19 protein-coding genes are annotated in these 19,728 nt (G+C 38.8%); 12 read left to right on the top strand and 7 right to left on the bottom strand.

Features of this window, described 5'->3' with window-relative positions; genetic code table 11:
* Positions 1-5: 5 nt before the first annotated feature.
* Positions 6-1,736: a hypothetical protein gene (locus AC1M9K_RS10105; protein ID WP_092767373.1), complete on the bottom strand. Its 1,731-nt coding sequence runs from the start codon at positions 1,734-1,736 to the stop codon at positions 6-8.
* Between the two features lie 244 nt (positions 1,737-1,980).
* Between AC1M9K_RS10105 and parC the strand changes: the two genes are divergently transcribed.
* Positions 1,981-4,197, top strand: a complete 2,217-nt coding sequence (parC, locus tag AC1M9K_RS10100) for a DNA topoisomerase IV subunit A (protein WP_481589183.1) — start codon at positions 1,981-1,983, stop codon at positions 4,195-4,197.
* Positions 4,198-4,347: 150 nt separating this feature from the next.
* Complete coding sequence (locus tag AC1M9K_RS10095; RefSeq protein WP_179998903.1) at positions 4,348-6,021, top strand: long-chain-fatty-acid--CoA ligase; 1,674 nt, start codon at positions 4,348-4,350, stop codon at positions 6,019-6,021.
* Between the two features lie 39 nt (positions 6,022-6,060).
* On the opposite strand, the gene AC1M9K_RS10090 is transcribed toward AC1M9K_RS10095, so the two are convergent.
* Positions 6,061-6,444 carry a hypothetical protein gene (locus AC1M9K_RS10090; protein ID WP_481589182.1) on the bottom strand — a complete coding sequence of 128 codons (384 nt, stop codon included), beginning with the start codon at positions 6,442-6,444 and terminating at the stop codon, positions 6,061-6,063.
* Between the two features lie 100 nt (positions 6,445-6,544).
* On the opposite strand from AC1M9K_RS10090, the gene AC1M9K_RS10085 reads away from it, so the two are divergent.
* Complete coding sequence (locus AC1M9K_RS10085; protein ID WP_481589181.1) at positions 6,545-6,943, top strand: MAPEG family protein; 399 nt, start codon at positions 6,545-6,547, stop codon at positions 6,941-6,943.
* 121 nt (positions 6,944-7,064) lie between these two features.
* A complete protein-coding gene (gene ppa, locus AC1M9K_RS10080; protein WP_005233448.1) occupies positions 7,065-7,601 on the top strand; it encodes an inorganic diphosphatase in 537 nt (178 codons plus the stop codon).
* 101 nt (positions 7,602-7,702) lie between these two features.
* Here the strand turns inward: ppa and AC1M9K_RS10075 are convergent, their stop codons facing one another.
* On the bottom strand, positions 7,703-9,016 hold the full coding sequence (locus AC1M9K_RS10075) for an OprD family outer membrane porin (protein ID WP_481589180.1): 1,314 nt from the start codon (positions 9,014-9,016) through the stop codon (positions 7,703-7,705).
* Between the two features lie 689 nt (positions 9,017-9,705).
* Between AC1M9K_RS10075 and AC1M9K_RS10070 the strand changes: the two genes are divergently transcribed.
* Entirely contained in the window at positions 9,706-10,446 is a 741-nt protein-coding gene (locus AC1M9K_RS10070; RefSeq protein WP_481589179.1) for a TorF family putative porin, read from the top strand.
* 43 nt (positions 10,447-10,489) lie between these two features.
* Here AC1M9K_RS10070 and AC1M9K_RS10065 read toward each other — a convergent pair whose 3' ends face one another.
* Together AC1M9K_RS10065 and AC1M9K_RS10060 are read right to left on the bottom strand one after the other, a co-directional pair.
* Positions 10,490-11,974, bottom strand: a complete 1,485-nt coding sequence (locus AC1M9K_RS10065; protein ID WP_092767363.1) for a YifB family Mg chelatase-like AAA ATPase — start codon at positions 11,972-11,974, stop codon at positions 10,490-10,492.
* Between the two features lie 89 nt (positions 11,975-12,063).
* The gene (locus AC1M9K_RS10060; protein WP_092767430.1) at positions 12,064-12,291 is read right to left on the bottom strand and encodes an accessory factor UbiK family protein; all 228 of its coding nucleotides are present in this window, start codon (positions 12,289-12,291) and stop codon (positions 12,064-12,066) included.
* A gap of 272 nt (positions 12,292-12,563) precedes the next feature.
* Between AC1M9K_RS10060 and glnK the strand changes: the two genes are divergently transcribed.
* The 7 genes from glnK to AC1M9K_RS10025 all read left to right on the top strand — a co-directional run bounded on the left by glnK (position 12,564) and on the right by AC1M9K_RS10025 (position 18,725).
* Positions 12,564-12,902, top strand: a complete 339-nt coding sequence (gene glnK, locus AC1M9K_RS10055; protein WP_004650081.1) for a P-II family nitrogen regulator — start codon at positions 12,564-12,566, stop codon at positions 12,900-12,902.
* A 59-nt stretch (positions 12,903-12,961) separates the two neighbouring features.
* Positions 12,962-14,356: an ammonium transporter gene (locus AC1M9K_RS10050; protein ID WP_092767361.1), complete on the top strand. Its 1,395-nt coding sequence runs from the start codon at positions 12,962-12,964 to the stop codon at positions 14,354-14,356.
* Between the two features lie 138 nt (positions 14,357-14,494).
* Positions 14,495-14,959 (top strand): transcriptional regulator NrdR, encoded by a 465-nt coding sequence (nrdR, locus tag AC1M9K_RS10045; RefSeq protein ID WP_035263879.1) that lies wholly within the window; start codon positions 14,495-14,497, stop codon positions 14,957-14,959.
* Between the two features lie 31 nt (positions 14,960-14,990).
* Positions 14,991-16,088: a bifunctional diaminohydroxyphosphoribosylaminopyrimidine deaminase/5-amino-6-(5-phosphoribosylamino)uracil reductase RibD gene (gene ribD / locus AC1M9K_RS10040; RefSeq protein ID WP_092767357.1), complete on the top strand. Its 1,098-nt coding sequence runs from the start codon at positions 14,991-14,993 to the stop codon at positions 16,086-16,088.
* Positions 16,085-17,377, top strand: a complete 1,293-nt coding sequence (locus tag AC1M9K_RS10035) for a DNA adenine methylase (protein ID WP_092767355.1) — start codon at positions 16,085-16,087, stop codon at positions 17,375-17,377. The genes ribD and AC1M9K_RS10035 overlap by 4 nt, the downstream gene beginning before the upstream one ends.
* A gap of 28 nt (positions 17,378-17,405) precedes the next feature.
* Entirely contained in the window at positions 17,406-18,065 is a 660-nt protein-coding gene (locus AC1M9K_RS10030; protein WP_092767353.1) for a riboflavin synthase, read from the top strand.
* 111 nt (positions 18,066-18,176) lie between these two features.
* Positions 18,177-18,725 (top strand): VTT domain-containing protein, encoded by a 549-nt coding sequence (locus tag AC1M9K_RS10025; protein ID WP_092767351.1) that lies wholly within the window; start codon positions 18,177-18,179, stop codon positions 18,723-18,725.
* Between the two features lie 44 nt (positions 18,726-18,769).
* Here AC1M9K_RS10025 and AC1M9K_RS10020 read toward each other — a convergent pair whose 3' ends face one another.
* Positions 18,770-18,988, bottom strand: a complete 219-nt coding sequence (locus AC1M9K_RS10020) for a hypothetical protein (protein ID WP_035263886.1) — start codon at positions 18,986-18,988, stop codon at positions 18,770-18,772.
* Positions 18,989-19,097: 109 nt separating this feature from the next.
* Complete coding sequence (gene blhA / locus AC1M9K_RS10015; protein ID WP_092767349.1) at positions 19,098-19,706, bottom strand: cell division protein BlhA; 609 nt, start codon at positions 19,704-19,706, stop codon at positions 19,098-19,100.
* Positions 19,707-19,728 lie beyond the last annotated feature (22 nt).

Raw genomic sequence — 19,728 nt, 5'->3', positions numbered from 1 at the left:
CTTTTTTAGACCCATTTTTGACGTGCTTTAGTTAAGTCAAAATGTAATGTGTTTGACACTTGCTGAAGATTGAATTTTTCTTTATCTTCAGGGAGTTGAATTAAAATAGGCAAAGCTGATACCCCATTGTCGCCATTGACAAAAGCATAGTGACGCTCAGTCTGATTAATTGAAATCAAACTTTCAAACTCAAGGTACACCGTCGTTTCATCATGTTTTTTGGGCACTTTCACGAGATCTAAATATGCAATTCGTCGATTATTAATTCCAGCCAATTTAAGCGCTTCAAGATCCGATTTTAACTTTTCAGTTTTATCAAACATTTTTTGAAAGAATCCTTTGTTTGATTGGCTTTCGAGTTCTCTTTTTTTCTGATTGAAAGCAATTTGATTGACTTTATGTTGGTCTAGAGCATCGGCAATAATTGTTTTAACTTGCTCAATCGCTGCTTGAGATTTGCTATGACTTGCCGCATAAGACTCTGCGTCTAAACTCACAAAAATAGTATGTCGTCTTTTTTCCATCAATTTTAAATAGGATAAAATTTTATATTCGAAAATTTGAGCTTGAGTATTGAAGGCGATAATGGGTTCACTTGAAAAGTCTTTATAAAAACTCGCAATATCAGAGAACAGACGATGCATACTGATAAAACAATAATCAAACTCATCAGGGTGACGAATTGAATGACGCAGTGCATATTGAAAAGGTTGCAAGATCTCAAGAGTTAAAGCTTTTTCGAAATCTAAAAGGCGCTCGTTAATGACTTGTTCGACTGAAAATCCAGAGGCATCGAGCGGTTTTTTGAGTAACGGTAATAACAGATCAAAATTGACGTTATGAAATTTTTCCATCAGATCCAAAATAGGAGTCGTGATCTGTCGTTGAATCGTAATAATTCGACTGACTTGCCATTTAAATTGTTCTAAATAACTTGGATCATTTAAACGTTTCTTATCCAACACCACGCCATTTAGGTAAACTCGATCTTCAAGACCTAGCTTTTCTTCCATTAAAAAGCGGCGGATAGAATATGGGTTCTGTCTAAAGTCATGAATGGTCGCGACCAGATATAAATACTGACTGCTTTCAATGACATCAAAATCACGAATTTTTTGTTCTTGAATAATAAAGTCTTGGAATAATGGATGGCTAATTTGCTTCAGTTGTCTCGGGAGGATGGTTTTGAACCAATAGCCTAAAATTTGATGTTTAATATGAACTTCAAGAATAAAAGTACGAATTTCTTCAGCTGTTAAATGTCGGCAATTATCAGGAACATTTAAGTCGAGTGTTTTGATGATATTTGCAGCATCATATAAAAAAGTTTTTCGTAGGAGTTGTTTGTCTCTAAGAAAACTTTGATCTTCTTCTGTTTCAATACGATCAATTTGATTTTGTACAGTTTCTAAGTAATCGGCGATTTTAATTACGTCTTGATATGATTTAAGCGTTTCTAAAGTGGCTGCGATCTTTTCAGCCAAAGTTCGCATTTTCGGTGAGATTAAATGACTGCTTAAATCCTGAAGACCAACAATGCCCTTAAAAGTGAATGATTGTCGATGTTGATCCCAGTAAATATTCTTCGCAGTCAGGAATTGTTCCTGGATCAGACCTTGTATTGGTGCGGGAACACTATTAAAAATATTTTTTAAACGCGTTTGCCAATGAACATCTAGATTAGGGTCAATTTGAAATAATTTTGAGCGAAGATCATAAGGAATGTAATTATGCATGTTTGTTCCGTTCATACGATGAGCGTATGTAAAAGCATTCGTTATAAAGTTGTGTTTTGATTATTGTATATTCAATAAAATTAATTGGATACAAGAAAAAAGTCCAATTTAAAATGAAATAAAACCAACTGGCCTTTTTTTTGTTATTTTATCTTTACAAAGTGTCCAACCTTGCTTGTTCTTCGCAGTTTGGGAGACTAGCATACACCCTTAAACTATTCATTCATTAGGATTTCACGATTCAATGACAAGCCTTGCGCACCAAGCGACAGAGAATCGTTCTGTAGCAGAATTTACAGAACAAGCTTACCTAAACTATGCGATGTACGTGATTATGGATCGTGCATTGCCTCATATTAGTGATGGATTAAAACCTGTACAACGCCGTATCGTATATGCGATGAGCGAGCTTGGTCTAAAGCATAGTGGTAAACCCAAAAAATCAGCACGTACAGTTGGTGATGTTTTAGGTAAATATCATCCGCATGGTGATTCTGCTTGTTATGAAGCAATGGTCTTAATGGCACAGCCATTTAGTTATCGTTATCCATTTATTGAAGGGCAGGGCAACTGGGGATCACCAGATGATCCAAAGTCGTTTGCTGCAATGCGATATACCGAGGCCAAACTATCACAATATAGTGAAGTCCTGCTCTCTGAGTTAGGTCAAGGAACTGTCGACTGGCAAGATAACTTTGATGGTTCATTAAAAGAGCCTGTAAATTTACCAGCACGCGTACCGAATATTCTTTTAAATGGTACGACGGGAATTGCGGTGGGAATGGCAACAGATATTCCACCACACAATTTACGGGAAGTTGTTAAGGGTACCATTGCACTGATTCGTAACCCGAATTTGTCTGATGAAAAAGTTGCTGAATATATTCCTGGTCCAGACTTACCGACTCAAGCAGAAATTATTACACCTGCTGATGAATTACTGAAATTACAAAGCACTGGGCGCGGCAGTTATCGCATGCGTGCGGTATATTCGGTTGAAAAAAATGAAATTGTCATCAGTGAATTACCATATCAGGTTTCTGGCTCTAAAATTATCAGCCAAATTGCTGATCAAATGCAGGCAAAAAAATTACCGTTGGTAAGTGATGTACGAGATGAATCAGATCATCAATGTCCAACACGTTTGGTAATTGTCTTGCGTTCAAATCGTATCGATGCAGATGCGGTCATGAGCCATTTATTTGCCACGACCGATCTTGAGTCGAGCTACCGCGTCAATATGAACATGATTGGTGCTGATGGTCGTCCACAAGTAAAATCAATCCGTCGTATTTTATTGGAATGGATTGAAATTCGTAAAACGACTGTGACGAGACGTTTGCAATACCATTTGAATAAAATTGAAAAACGTCTACATATTCTGGCGGGACTTTTAATTGCGTATTTAGATATTGATACGGTAATTCGCATTATTCGTGAGGAAGATCATCCGAAAGAAGTGTTAATGTCACATTTCGGTATTGATGAAATTCAAGCCGAAGCCATTCTAGAGCTTAAATTACGTCATTTGGCGCGTCTCGAAGAAATGGAAATTCGCCGTGAACAAGAAGAGCTTGAAGGTCGAGCAGCCGTGATTCGAGAGCAATTGGCGAATCCTGAATCTTTAAAAAATCTGATCATTTCAGAATTAAAAGAAGATGCGAAAAAGTTTGGTGATGATCGCCGATCTCCAATTGTTCAGCGTGAAGAAGCGATCGCGATTAGTGAACAAGATTTGATGCCAGCTGATCCTGTCACTGTCATTTTATCGGAAGCGGGTTGGATTCGTTGTGCGAAAGGACATGAGATCGATCTAGATAAAGTCAATTTCCGTGTAGGAGATCAATATTTAAGTCATGCACAAGGTAAATCTAATCAAAAAGTGTATGTATTAGATCAATCCGGTCGAAGTTACGCATTACCAATTACAGGATTACCTTCAGCGCGCGGCTTAGGTGAACCATTAAGCTCGAAATTATCGCCAGCAAATGGAGTAAATTTCCAACAAATTCTGATTGCTGAAGATGAGGTGGAAATATTAGCGATCAGCTCCAAAGGATATGGTTTTAAAACACAAGCGAAACAATTGGACACCAATGCTAAAGCGGGTAAAGCGTTTTTAACGCTTGCAGATGATGCAAGCGCAATGCCATTGCAACAAATTGATGGTACACATATCGCTGTACTCAGCAGTTCTGGACGATTATTACTGACAGAGCTGACAGAATTACCAATGCTCAATAAAGGAAAAGGTAATAAATTGATGCAGTTGGATGCAAAGGAACGCATTGTGTCTATGACAACACTTAACTTGGATGATGTGCTTCAGGTCGTTGCTGGACAACAACAATTGAAATTAAAAGGTGATGATCTGCTGAAATACATCGGTAAACGTGCTTCAAAAGGGCAGGTATTACCACGAGGTTATCAAAAAGCAAATAAACTCTTCATTCAAAGATAAAGCTAGCATCTAGTCGACAAAATACGTTATATATGAAATGTATTTATGGCTATGGATGCTTTATTGAGCAATAAATTAAATAAGATGCTCAATACATTATCGAAAATAAGAGTTTAAAACCAAGTATTACTAATTGGAGAATATGGCATTATGGAAAAGATTTGGTTCGCTGAATACCAAAAAACTGGAATTCCACAAACAGTAGAATTACCACCAGAAAATACCTCTCTTGTTGATATTTTTGAGAGAAACTTCCAGAAATTTGGTTCGCGTGATGCTTTTATCTTTATGGATAAAACATTAACGTTCAATGAACTTGATACGGCGAGCCGTCAATTTGCAGCCTATCTTCAAAGCCTTGGTTTAGCAAAAGGTTCTCGCGTAGCGGTCATGATGCCAAACGTACTGCAATATCCAGTGGTGGCACTTGGTGTATTCCGTGCGGGCTTAGTCCTTGTCAACGTGAACCCACTTTACACAGCTCGTGAACTTGAGCATCAACTGAATGACTCAGGCACTGAAGCGCTTGTGATTATTGAAAACTTCGCTTCTGTTTATCAATCAATTCTTGGTAAAACGCCAGTTAAGCATGTGATCGTGGCGACAGTAGGTGATATGTTAGGTACCTTAAAAGGTACACTCGTGAATTTTGTTTTACGTAAAGTGCGTAAGCAAATTCCAGCTTGGAGTATCCCAGGACATGTGAAATTCACGACTGCGATGTCTAAAGGCAGTTCTGCAAATTATAAGCGCCCAGCAACAACGTTGAGCGACACTGCTGTATTGCAATATACAGGTGGTACAACAGGCGTATCAAAAGGTGCGGAATTAACACATCGCAACCTTGTTGCAAACTTAATGCAAGCAGATGGTATTTTCCAATCTAAATTTGGTGCTCAAGATGGTGCGAGCGACGATCGCATTTTCTGTGCATTACCGCTATATCATATCTTTGCATTCATGGTTTGTGCACTTTATGGTATGTACAAGGGTCAAGCAAACGTATTGATTCCTAACCCTCGTGATCTCCCTGCAGTCATTAAAGAGCTACGCAAATATCAGCCTGGTTTCTTCCCAGCAGTGAATACTTTATTCAACGCACTCGTTCATAATGAAGAATTCAAACAACTTGACCATAGCAAATTAAAAATGGCGATGGGTGGTGGTATGGCTGTATTGCCTTCAACTGCTGCAGCTTGGAAAAAAATCACAGGTACAAATATTATTGAAGGCTATGGTCTTTCTGAAACTTCACCTATTGCAACGGCAAACCCACCGGCATCTGAAGAGTTTAGCGGTACGATTGGTATCCCATTACCTTTAACGGATGTCGCTGTCTTGGATGACGATGGCAATGAAGTTCCACAAGGTGAGCAAGGTGAGATTTCAATCCGTGGTCCTCAAGTCATGAAAGGCTATTGGAACCGACCAGATGAAACAGCTAAGGTGATGACCGCAGATGGTTTCTTCCGTACTGGTGATATCGGTATCATGGATGCTCGTGGTTACTTCAAGATTGTTGATCGTAAGAAAGATATGATCTTGGTATCAGGCTTTAACGTATACCCATCTGAAATCGAGGAAGTGATTGCAACACATCCTAAAGTACTCGAGGTTGCAGCGATTGGTGTAGCTGATGAAAAATCAGGTGAAGTGCCTAAGCTGTTTGTTGTGAAGAAAGATCCATCATTAACAACAGAAGAAGTATTAGCTTTTGCGAAAGAAAACTTAACAGGATATAAGCGTCCTCGTTATGTTGAATTCATGGATGAATTGCCAAAATCGAATGTCGGTAAAATCCTTCGTAAAGATTTACGCAAATAATTCAAATTCAGAAAAGCGCCGTAAGGCGCTTTTTTTAATTTATTCTTTCATTAGCCAACGGTCGATATAAGGTCGCGCTGTTGCAATAATAAATGTGAATGTCAGCATTGTACCTAAATGACGCCCTACAGCAGAACTCGGTAACTGTCCTGAATAACTGAAGTAAATATCAACTAAGCTATATACTGAAATAATGCTCAGCCAGATCCATTTATTTGCTCGTTTAATCCCTACCGCGATAAAGGCGATGATGAGAACCAGTAATGTGCCGAGAGTCGATTGCCAATTCATATTGGCACAAATTACGCTGATCAAGAAAGCCATAATCGGAAGAACGATATAAAGCACACGATCGACACGTTTTTGATGTTGCTTTTGTAACTCGAGAACATCAAATAACTTATTTTGGTCAGAATTGGTCATGCCATTACTCAGAATTTTAATAAACAAAATAATTTAACTAAAATTATCGCACAAACATCATGCTAAGATAAAACCAGCTTAAATCATTGGACTGAAATCCATGCACGGTATTGACGGTGTTATTTACCTTATTTTAATTGCTTGTTTACTCCCTTATTTATTTACAGTCATTGCTAAAATTGCAGGTGGTTTCAAAGGGCAGGATAATCAAAATCCGCGTGAATTCATGTCTAAAACCACAGGCTTAGCGGCTCGAGCGAATGCTGCTCAGCAAAATAGCTTTGAAAGTTTGCCATTATTTATTGCGGCAGTTTTGATGGCTGAGTATATGGTTGTTCAACAACAATTGGTGATTTTATTAGGTTCGGCGTATATCGTCTTACGAATCATCTATGGGATTTGTTATTTATGTAATTGGGCGACCCTTAGATCAATTGTTTGGTTCTTATCAATGCTTTGTCCGATCTTATTGCTTTTATTAATTATTCGATTGCTCTAAGAAAAACAGACTAACACCATACCTAAAATACATCTTCAGCTTGTATAATCGAATGATGATTGCTGAATAAAGCGTTATAATCAACCCCATTTTAATGAACACTGACAGTAAAGAGTTTGCTATGAGCTACAGTAATATCCCTGCAGGTAAAGATGCACCAAACGATATCTATGTAATTATCGAAATCCCTGCAAATGCAGCACCAATTAAATATGAAATTGATAAAGATTCAGATGCACTTTTCGTAGATCGTTTCATGGGTACTGCAATGTTCTACCCAGCAAACTACGGTTATGTACCAAATACATTATCTCTTGATGGCGATCCATTAGACGTATTAGTTGTTACACCACATCCTGTAGAACCAGGTTCGGTTATCCGTTGCCGTCCAGTGGGTAAATTAAATATGGAAGATGATGGTGGTGTTGATGCGAAACTTGTCGCTGTACCACACGATAAATTAACGCCAATCTATAAAGATGTTCAAGAATATACTGACCTTCCTCCTTTATTGATTAGTCAAATTGAACATTTCTTCCAACACTACAAAGACTTAGAGCCAGGTAAGTGGGTCAAGTTAAGCGGTTGGGAAGGTGCAGATGTTGCTAAACAAGAAGTGTTAAGCTCAATTGCTGCTTATGCAGAAGCAAACAAATAATTTGCCTGATGTATAAATAAAGCTACAAACTTTGATCTTGTAGCTTTTATAAAAAACCTGCACAAAGTGCAGGTTTTTTTATTGATCTTTTTAGTTGAAAATTAGAATAATTTCACGGGAATGTCTAACCAAATACGCCATTCGTTGGTGTCGCCGATATAAGCGCTTTGATATTCATCACTTGCACGGTAGTAAGAGTGACGAACACGTAAGCTTGCATCTTTAGCAAAACCAGATTGAACTGTATATTTCACTTGGTTAAAGAATTCACGTTCCTGTGCATCATTGGTCAGCAGGATTGAACGGTCAGCATCACCTGCAGAAACATCGATATCCCAACCATAGACGAATGCTGAAGTCCACGATAGCCCTGGAACATTTAATGCGCTAAAATCATAGGTATATTGCAGCTGTACAGATTTTTCATCATTACCAATAAAATCAGATAAATATGAGTTAGGCATATAAATCGTTTGATGGCCATCACCAACACCTTTGCCCAAACCATAGTCATAACCTGTATTACCTGTATTTTGTTGGTAAGCAAGCATTACATTGTGTGGACCAGTATTGTAAGTTGTTGAAATTGCCCAAATATTATTACTTAAATTATTGAAATCATTTGAAGTATGAGAATAAGTATATGCCGTATTATTTGGTGCAGCATCCCATTCAGTACGATATGCACTGAAATCGTGAGTCAACTTACCTTTGGCCACGGCATAACTATAGTTGGCATTTACATAGTGACGATCTAAACGGTCTTTTATATCCGTACCATAATAAGACGCGTTGAGAGCATCACCAAAGTTATATTTAGCGCCCCAAACAACCGCGCGATCTAATTCATTTCCATCGGTACTGATTTGACTAGAACGTTGGTTTTCAGTAAATTTACCAGCAACCAAAGTCAAATTATCGATTTCATTACTTTGGATTAACAAGCCAGTGTAATATTCAGGTACCAAACGAGCTGTATTACTTGCAAGAACAGGTAAATCTAAAATCTGAGTCCCATAAGTAGCTGTGGTGTTCGACATACGAGCTTTGATGAAAGCACCACCTCTTGCCCAATGATCATAAGCATGACCATTATTATCGACTGGAATCATGTCATTACCGGTATGGGCATTATCACCTAATTTGAAAGACCCATCACCAATAACACCAACACCGAAACCAACGATACCTTTCGTGAAACCAGACTCAATTTTAACCATGGCTGTTTGAGCTGCTGAGCTGGTATCTTCGACACCGTTCTTTTTATCACGATGCAAGAAACCTGTACGGAATAATACTGATCCTTCCGCGTCAGCGACTAGGCCCTTTGATTCACTTTGCTCACTCGCAAATGCAGTAGAAATTAAAGCAGCTTGAATAATAACTGCTAAGCTTAGTTTTTGGAATTTTTGCATTGGGAGAGAGCCTCATACAAAATGATTATGGTTAAATGTTTAGTATTTGTATACGTAATGTATAACAAAATTGGCTCTATTATTCACAATTTCGCACCTAAAGTCATAAGCAAAAAGTATATAAATTGAACTAAGTTGTGAATTATTAAAGATTAAAAGTATTATAAAATTAAATTTAACTATTAATAACATATATTTATTTTTAACCTGATATTCTTTTTTTTATTTAATTTAGTCAATCTGGCACGTTTTTTTTTGTAACTCTAGAAGCAGACAAGGATGAATAAAGGATTTTAAATAAGAATGATAGTTATTCAGTTCATTTTTATTTAATTGTAATGTGCTTCAGAGATCACTTGCTTTTTGTGACGCACTAAATTGATACTCCAACTGTAAGGTTGATTAAAAAATAGCCTTAAAATGAGGCAAGTTGTAAATGAATGTGTGATCTAAAAAGATATGTCTTTAACTCAGGTAAATCGTCAAAAAAAATTTCTTTGAATATTTTTAAAAATAAGAAATTTAAACAAATATAATAATAAAATCATTAATTTAAATTATTTTATCTCGTTATTTTAATTCCTTTGTATCTAAACACCTTTAACTTTGGCATAGCTATTGCTAATTCACATATGAGTTCAACAAATAAACCGAAAAAGCATCTAATCATGATGTGGGGGAACATAAATATGAAATTAGCAATTCAAGCATTGGGTCTAGCAGTTGTAGCATCTGCATCAACATTTAGTTTTGCTGAGGTACCAACTTCACCGCATTCTGTATCGGGTAATATCAGTGTTTTATCAAGTTATATATTGCGTGGTAATACGGCAGCTCCTGAAAATACTGAAGCTACATTACAAGGTGGATTAGACTATAGCCATAGTTCTGGATTGTACGCAGGGTGGTGGACATCTACGTTAGGTACAGATGCTTACGGTACTACCAATCCAATGGAAAATAATTTTTATGTGGGTTACAACGGTTCAATCAATGAAAACACTGGTTTTACTGTAGGTACAACTTATTACTATTATTATGACGTTGAAACGTCAGTTTATGATGGCTTTGAATTATTACTTGGTCTGAATTACAAAGATGTTGGAGTAACTGCTCAAACTTTGTTGGAAGATACAGGTTGGGGGAACGCTGGAGACACATATTTAAAAGCTACATATAGTTATCCTCTACCAAACGATTTTAGCTTGGACACAGCTTTGGGTTTATATGTTTATGAAAAAAACGGTAAGTATGTTGCAGAAACACCAGAGTCAGAAAGTTTTAATTTCCGTCACTTTGATATTGGTCTAAGTAAAGCTTTAGGGGAAACAGGTGTCACAGCAAGCATGAATTATATTATTGGTGGTGATGATCGTTATGGAAACAATTTAAAGAATAAAATGGTATTAGCATTGGGTTATAGCTTCTAAACTCAACTCAAATAAAAAAAGCGACTCAACTGAGTCGCTTTTTTTATTCCTGTTTACGATAAGAGAGTGCTTCGGTTAAGTGAGCTGTTTGTATATGTTCAGAACTCGCTAAGTCAGCAATTGTACGAGCGACACGTAAGATTCGGTGGTAAGAACGTGCTGATAAATTCAAACGTTGCTGAGCCATAGCGATAATCTTTTTTGCAGAATCATCTAGTTGAGCCACTTGATCAAGCTGTTGAGAACTTAGATTTTGATTTGTCACACCTTGTCGTTGAATTTGCAACTCATAGGCCTGAATCACCCGTTTTCTGACTGTTTCAGAATTCTCCATCGGTGTAGTGCTTTGCATGTCTTGGGGAGGTAAAGGTGGCACATCAATATGTAAGTCAATCCGATCTAGTAAAGGGCCAGAAATTCGATTTTGATAGCGCTTAATTGATTCAGGTGAACATTGACAACGACTGTCTTGATTGAAGGCATATCCACATGGACATGGATTCATTGCAGCGACAAATTGAAAATTAGCCGGGAAAGTAATTTGTCTTGATGCTCTGGAAATGACGATTTCTTTCGACTCAAGAGGCTGCCTCAATACTTCTAAGACTTTTCGGTCAAACTCAGGTAATTCATCGAGAAAAAGTACACCTAAATGGGCTAAGGTGATCTCACCTGGTCGAGGGTGTGATCCACCACCAACCAAGGCCACAGCGGATGCCGTATGATGTGGCGCTCTAAAGGGGCGATGACCAAATTGATAAGGTGTATTTGCAATGGAGTAAATACTTGCGACCTCTAAGTGTTCTTGATTGGTTAATGGGGGCAAGATGCCAGACAATCTTGAGGCAAGCAGTGTTTTACCAGTGCCTGGCGGACCTTTAAATAAAATCGAATGTCCACCAGCTGCTGCAATTTCTAAGGCGCGTCTTGGACGTAATTGACCTTTGACATCAGCTAGATCAAATCGATTTATTTGAGGTTGGATCGTTTTATTCGCTAATATGGGTTGAATTGGACTCGATTGATCAAAGTGTTGGCAAACATCTTTTAATGACTTGGCTGTATACACCTCAAAATTGGGAAGAAGGGCTGCATCATCCAAATTACTCACAGGAATCATTAACTCATGACCTGCGGTTTGACATGCCATTGCGATAGTCAAAGTTCCAGTTACAGGTCTTAACAGACCATCGAGTGCCAATTCACCTATGAATTCAAAACGGTCAATATTTTGATCATGTAGTTGCCCTGAAGCGATTAAAATCCCCAAAGCAATAGGTAAATCAAGCCTTGAACTATCTTTGGGTAAATCAGCTGGGGCTAGATTGATCGTCAGCCGTTTGGTTGGAAATTGAAAACCGCTATTAATGATTGCAGAACGGACACGATCCTTACTTTCTCGAACAGCAGCTTCTGGAAGACCTACAATAGTGAGTGAAGGTAATCCTTGGCTGACATGAACCTCGACTTCAATCAGTGGTGCATGTAAACCAAGAAGACCTCGGGTATAAATTTTGGCAAATGACATAAAATTGAACCATTATTATATTATTTTTCGAATTGCTTTATTTTTAATCGCTAACTTTGTGTTTAAGCACTGTATTGGTGCAATGTTGCTTATTTTTGATCGGAAATTAAGCTTTCTAATGATTTTAATTGCGTTTGAAGTTCTGTTAAACGCAAATTGGCATTGTTTAGTGCAGTTTTCTGACGCTCAATTTCTTCTTTAGAAACCAAATCCATTTTACTAATCGCTTCGTTTAACAACGCTCTCACATTTTTTTCTAAATCTTTCTTGGGTTGGTCAACCTGTTCTAAGATTGCCTGTAATAAAGTTTCAATCATAGTTCTTCCGAATAATAAGTCATCAACATTGAAGTTTAACATCCGTTTTAGATTGACCCTAGTGTTAACTACATTTCATAGGTTAAACCAATAAGAACATAAAAAAAATCCATCAAAATTCCCAATATTTTTAGAACATAAGACCGTGTAGGCGTATAAAATAGGTTATAAATAAGTTCATGCTGGCTGATTAATATCCCCAACCATTATGAAGTTTGGCATGAAATTTGAACATAAAACCTTACTGGTGAAAAAAGCCGAAGGAAAACAACATGAAACTCGTAACAGCAATTGTAAAACCATTCAAATTAGATGACGTGCGTGAAGCACTCTCTGAAATTGGCGTTCAAGGGATCACCGTAACTGAAGTAAAAGGTTTTGGTCGTCAAAAAGGTCATACTGAACTTTATCGTGGTGCTGAATATGTGGTTGATTTTTTACCTAAAGTAAAAATTGAAATCGCAATCAGTGACGAAATGGTTGATTCAGTGATTGAATCAATTACACGTGTAGCTAGTACTGGCAAAATTGGTGACGGAAAAATTTTCGTGACGAATCTAGAACAAGTTATCCGTATCCGTACTGGTGAGACTGGTGCTGACGCAGTTTAATTTGGCATGAAGTTTGCTGAGTAGCGAATAACTCACAAAAACTAGGTTGGGGGATACGAATGAAAAAAATGCTAATGGCGCTGAGCTTGTCTGGCGCACTCTTAGGTGGTTCTGTCGCATGGGCTGAAGAAGCAGTGTCAGAACCAACTTCTACTGAAGTTGCAGTTGTTGAAACTGAGGCTTCATCTACAGATTCTAATTTGGTTGAAACATTACCAGCAGCTCCAGAAGAAGCTCCTGCTGAAGAAGGGGCAGTTCTTGATACGGGTGACACTGCCTGGATTTTAGTTTCAACTGCACTCGTTTTACTCATGACCATTCCTGGTTTAGCGCTGTTTTACGGCGGTATGGTACGTAAAAAAAATGTCTTAAGTACCATGGCACACAGCTTTGTCGCTGCTGCGGTGGTCAGTATCGCTTGGGTAGTGGTTGGCTACACACTTGCTTTTGGTGAAGGTAATGCCTTTATTGGAAGTCTAGATAAATTTATGTTGTCTGGTATCACTACAGAAGCATTGAGTGGAACAATTCCAGAAATTTTATTTGTCATCTTCCAGATGACATTTGCAATCATTACCGTTGCCATTATCAGTGGTTCTATTGCTGAGCGTATGAAATTCAGTGCTTTTGTTGCGTTTATCGCAATTTGGGTGGTGGTTGTCTATGCTCCTATTACACATTGGGTATGGGGTGGTGGTTGGTTAGGTAACGATGGTGCACTTGATTTTGCTGGTGGTACTGTTGTTCATATTAACTCAGGTGTTGCTGGTTTAGTTGCGGCGTATATGCTTGGTAAGCGTATGGGGCTAGGCAAAGAATCAATGGCACCACATAACCTTACATTGACTGTCATTGGTGCGAGTTTAATTTGGGTCGGCTGGTTTGGTTTCAATGGTGGTTCTGCATTAGGTGCAAATGGTTCAGCAGGTTATGCATTGGTGGTAACTCAAGTTGCTGCTGCCGCTGCTGCCATCTCATGGTTAATCACTGAAAAAGTGGTTCGTGGCAAAGCTTCTGTGTTGGGTGCCGCATCAGGTGCGGTAGCTGGCCTGGTTGTGATTACGCCAGCTGCTGGATTCGTGACAGTAGGTGGTGCTTTAGCGATGGGCTTAATTGGTGGTGTCGTATGCTTCTGGGGTATTACAGCATTAAAACGTGCATTGAAAGCGGATGACTCATTAGATGCCTTTGGACTTCACGGTGTTGGTGGTATCGTTGGCGCAATTCTAACCGCATTCTTTGCAAGTGAGTTCATCATGGGCGATGCAGCACCTACAAACGTATTAAGCCAATTATGGGTACAAGTTGAAGGTGTTCTTGCAACAATCGCTTATTCAGCAATCCTGACATTCATCATCTTAAAAGTCATTGATTTAATCATCGGTATTCGTGTTGAGTCAGACGATGAGCGTATGGGTCTGGATTTAAGTCAACATGGTGAGCGTGTTGAATAACGATTAAACACAACAATCAATATATAGTGTGAAACAGCCCTTTGGGGCTGTTTTTTTTCTATATATTGATGAAAGCTCAACATGAGCAGAATTTTTTGATACACTTGGTGCAAATAGAATTTGTTCAATTAAACTGCTATGCATTGTCCATTTTGCAACGCCGCTGATAGTAAGGTGATTGATTCACGTTTAGCTGCTGAAGGCTGCCAAATTCGCCGTCGTCGTGAATGTATTAGTTGTAATGAGCGTTTTACAACTTTTGAAAGTTTTGAAGTGGTGATGCCTCGTGTCACCAAGTCTGATGGCAAAAATGAACCTTATGATGAAGCGAAACTTCGTCGTTCACTCATGCATGCTTTACAAAAACGTCCCGTGACACAAGAACAAATTGAAACGGTGGTCAGTGATATTCAACTTCAAATTCGTCGACTAGGTGAACGTGATGTTCGTTCTCGTACAATAGGCGAAATTGTAATGAAGGCTTTATTTGCCCTTGATCATGTCGCATACGTACGTTTTGCCTCTGTATATCAAGATTTCCAAGATGTAGAAGCGTTCCGCCGTCAAATCGAACAAATGCAACACCGAGATCAAGAACATTAATCTCGCCCCAAATTCAACTTCAAGGTTATGAATGTCTGAGTTCTCGCAACAAAAGATCGATCAAGATCAAATGTGGATGCGTCGTGCAATAGTATTGGCGAAGCAAGGTCAATATTCGACAAAACCAAATCCTAATGTAGGTTGTGTCATTGTCAAAGACGGACAGATTATTGGTGAAGGCTTTCACCCCCAAGCTGGGCAACCACATGCCGAAGTATTTGCACTTCGTCAAGCAGGGGAGCAAGCACAGGGTGCAACCGCGTATGTCACATTAGAACCTTGTGCGCATTATGGTCGTACTCCTCCTTGTGCTAAAGGTTTGGTCGAAGCGGGCATTGCAAAAGTGATAGTGGCTTGTTCAGACCCTAATCCATTGGTTGCTGGTAAAGGTGTGGCTATCCTACAACAAGCAGGCATAGACGTTGAAGTCGGGATCTGTGAGTTGGAAGCGCGTCCTTTGAACTTAGGCTTCTTTAAAGCTATGTCTAAGGGATTACCTTATGTACGTTTAAAGGTCGCATCGAGTCTCGATGGTCGTACAGCAATGGCTTCAGGGGAGTCGAAGTGGATTACAGGTGAATTGGCACGTCAGGATGTTCAACATTGGCGTGCAATTTCTGGTGCAGTGATCACGGGTATTGAAACAGTGTTGGCTGATGATTGTCAGTTGAATGTCCGAACTTTACCGAATATTCAATTAGAACGAGTTGTGCAGCCTAAACGCGTGATTTTAGATCGTCAAGGTCGCTTACCTTTAGATGCTAAAGTGTTAGAGAATCCTGATACTGTCATGGTCATGGGGCCATTTCGAGCAGAGCTTGCACAACTTGGCGTGATTCAACTCGAAGTTCAGTCCTTAGCTGAATTGCTAAAAGTCTTAAAAGATTTTCAAATCTATGATGTGATGGTGGAAGCTGGTGCAACCCTATCTACTGCATTTTTGCAGGAAAATTTGGTAGACGAATTGATTAGTTATATTGCGCCTACACTATTAGGTCAATCAGCTCGTCCAATGTTTAATGCTGAATTTAATCTAATGACAGAACAACTCCGTTTTAAACTTCAAGATGTAACTCAGTTAGGTGATGACATCCGTTTAAAATTAATCCCTGATCAAGAGTCGCTATGAGTACAGAGTCAACGGTTTATCATAAACGTCGCCATGCAGCACGTACGACAGATGAGTATTTGTTTAATCAACTTGTGCCTTATTTAGGCAACAAGCGTCGTTTATTACATTTGATTCTTGAGGCATTAGAAAGCACTGGAACTTTGAATATGAGTTCAGGTCGAGCGCCTATCTTTGCGGACTTCTTTGCTGGGAGCGGTGTGGTTTCTCGTTTGGCTCGTCAAAATGGCTACCGAGTGATAGCGAACGATTGGGAGCCTTACAGCCACGCACTTAATCATGCCATATTGTCATGTACTGAAGCTCCTGTTTTTAAAGAATTAGGCGGATATCAGAAAGCAATTGATTATCTTAATCGCTTGCCTGAGGTCAAAGGATGGGTAACACACAATCTCTGTCCTCGTAATGATGAGATCTATGATCCTTCACGAGACCGTTTATTCTTCAAACGTCGAAATGGCATGCGCATTGATGCAATTCGTCAACAAATTGCAACCTGGCAAGCTCAAGGTGCAATTGATGATGTGGAAATGAGCGCTTTACTTGCACCTTTATTGTATTCAGCAAGTTTTGTGAGTAATACGTCAGGCGTATTTAAGAGTTTCCATCACGGCTGGGGCGGTAAAACTCAGACGGCTTTAGAGCGAATTGAATCATTACTATGGCTGACCCCCAGTCGTTTTTGTGAAAATTCAAATCTGACAGGCCCAGCAGCTGAAATGTGGTGTGTGGATGCTCAACACTTAGCAAACCAAATGAGTGGTTTCGAAGTCGATGTGGCATATTTGGATCCACCCTATAATCAGCATGCGTATAGTAGCAACTATCATGTATTGAATGCTTTGACTTTATGGGATCAGGTAGATTTACCAAGTCCAGATACTAAGGGTTTCAAGAGTGGAATCGACCGTGCTTGGCGTAAAGAACGACCAAGCCCATACAATTCTTCTAAACATGCCAAAGAAGCGTATGAAAAGCTTTTGCAAACCATTAATGCACGCTATATTTTGACCAGTTATTCAACGGATGGAAATATTGAGGCTGGCGATTTACTTAAAGCGAATTTAGAGCGTGGACGAGTCACAATTTTGACTCAAGATGTTCCAAGATATCGTGTGAGTAAGCAGCGTCAGTCTGAGCGTGCGCGCGTTCTTGAGTTTATCGTCATTACCGACACGCACGCAAAATCAGGACCGCCAATTCGACAGTTACTTGGTCAGTTACACCACTATGCTGAATTGGGTGGAGTTGATACTACAGGCGTCGCTGAACAATTGGATTTATGGTAAAAATAGAACAAATTTAAGAGTACCCATTATGTTTACAGGCATTGTAGAAAGTTTAGGAAAAGTCGAAAGTTTACAAAATGTAGGTGGTGATATCCGCTTGCGTATACAGACTGATCTTGATATGTCTGATGTTCACTTGGGTGATTCTATTGCGACTAATGGCATCTGCTTAACTGTTATTGCATGGGGCAATCAATGGTACGAAGCAGATGTGTCACTTGAAAGTATTCATCGTACAACTTTATCGAGTTGGAAGGTTGGGCAAACCGTCAATGTAGAAAAAGCGATGTTACCAACAACTCGCTTTGGTGGTCATATTGTTAGTGGACATGTAGATGTAGTTGGTGAAATTACGGTGCAACGTCAAGATGCACGTTCACTCTATTTTGAGGTAACGGCCCCGCCTGAAATTGCAAAATATTTAGCGGAGAAAGGTTCCATCACAGTTGATGGAATTAGTCTTACAATCAATCATCTACGTGGCAATGTGTTGAGTTTAAATCTTATTCCTCATACTGCAGAGCGGACCAATATTAGTACGTGGAAAGTCGGGACTAAAGTAAACTTAGAAGTCGATGTACTTGCACGATATATTGAACGTTTATTGCTTGGGGATAAGGCTGCTGAACATAAACCTGAGTCTAAATTAAGCATGGAATTTTTAGCACAGAATGGCTTTTTACGTTAAAAAATGATTAAAATAGAAAACAGCCTAAATTTTTAGGCTGTTTTTTTGTTTAAATAAATTAGGTATACAATCTATCTAAAGGAGAAAGCAACATGCTCAGAGAACTTCAGAATGATTGATTTTTTACTGCATTTAGAGCAGCTTTTACCTAGTTTATTAGAGCAATATGGCGTATGGATTTACGCAATTTTATTTTTAGTGATATTTGCGGAAAATGGTTCCGTTTTCATGTTTTTTTTACCCGGGGACAGTTTGCTCATCGCCATCGGTGCTTTATGCTCGACCACTGAGTTGATTCATTTGCACTATATGGGATTGTTATTATTTATCGCCTCAGTCCTTGGTTATATTCTCAATTTCTATACAGGGCGATGGCTTGGTATTAAATATTTTAGCGAGCACTCACGTTGGTTAAAACCTGAGTATATTGCCAAAACCAATGCTTATTTCGAAAAACATGGTGGTAAGACCATTTTAATTGCGCGCTTTATCCCTTTTGTACGTTCTTTTGCTCCATTCGCTGCTGGCTCTGGATATATGAGCTATAGCAGTTTCATGTTTTACAATATTATTGGTGCTTGGATTTGGATCGCACTTTTACTGGGTATGGGGTATGGCATGGGAAATATATTCTCAGCCGTTTTAGATTTTTTTGCTTAAATTGATACTTCAAACCTGTTAAAAAAAGCCCTCAGTGGGCTCTTTTAAATTTTATTAATGGTGAGTGATGTGCGATCAAACCAATTCTCTACCAAAGCTTCATCTTGAATTAAAAAGTCACCTTTTTTAGACTCATGTTTTAGATACACCAAAACGGATTGAAAATCTGCTCGACTAATCAATAGTTCTTGAGCACTTATCGTGACATGCTCGCCAGATTTCAAATGAGTGATTCGTTCAGAGATGTTGTTTAAAAGATCCATGGTGATACTTTCCTCATGTCCGTCAAATCGCAGAGTGCATTTAAATCACATTCATGGTGTGACAAATATGTTTCATTTTGATGACACTAAGCATCCACCGTTTGAGCCTCTAAGAGGGTAGAGATATATTTTTTAAAATAAGTTCGATCTCTTCTTTTGCTGCTGCTTGGAGTTTTGATTTAAAAATTTGTACGGCATCTTCAATCATGGTTTCAGCTTCAAGCTCGAGACGTAAACGAATCGTATCTAAATCTTGATGAATTGATAAATGCGCAGAAGAGTTTCCTGAAAAGTCCCGATGGGGTGTAGTCACTTTTTGGTATTTTTCAGTATATTCACCGATCTCTGCATCAATCACTTGTCGTAACTGTACGAGCGAATCGGTTTGTTGTTGAAATTTTAGATATTCGTCTTGTAGAAGCTTTTGATTATAAGCCTCTTGCAGTGCACGTTTTTCTGCTAATGATTTTTCTAAAGCCAATTGCTTACGAATACGAGCTTCTTCAATTAATCGTGCTTTTTCATCCGCATAAGCCTGTTCAACCTTTAACTGAGCCACTTGCTGGGCACGATTATCATGGTCTAACCATTGCTCTGGTTGAGTTTGAGGTTCGAGTAAATCACTGATGCGATTAAGGTCGTCGATAAAAGCTTGGCGAACCGCTTCTGGCGCTTTCAACCAACGTTTTTTAAAATCTTGACCGACATTAATGGCCACCGTGATTCTCCTTTTTCCAATG

The sequence above is a fragment of the Acinetobacter sp. 24-47-67 genome, assembly GCF_056779735.1.
The sequence above is the reverse complement of the archived record's forward strand: the minus strand, read 5'-3'. Positions and strand labels throughout refer to the sequence as shown.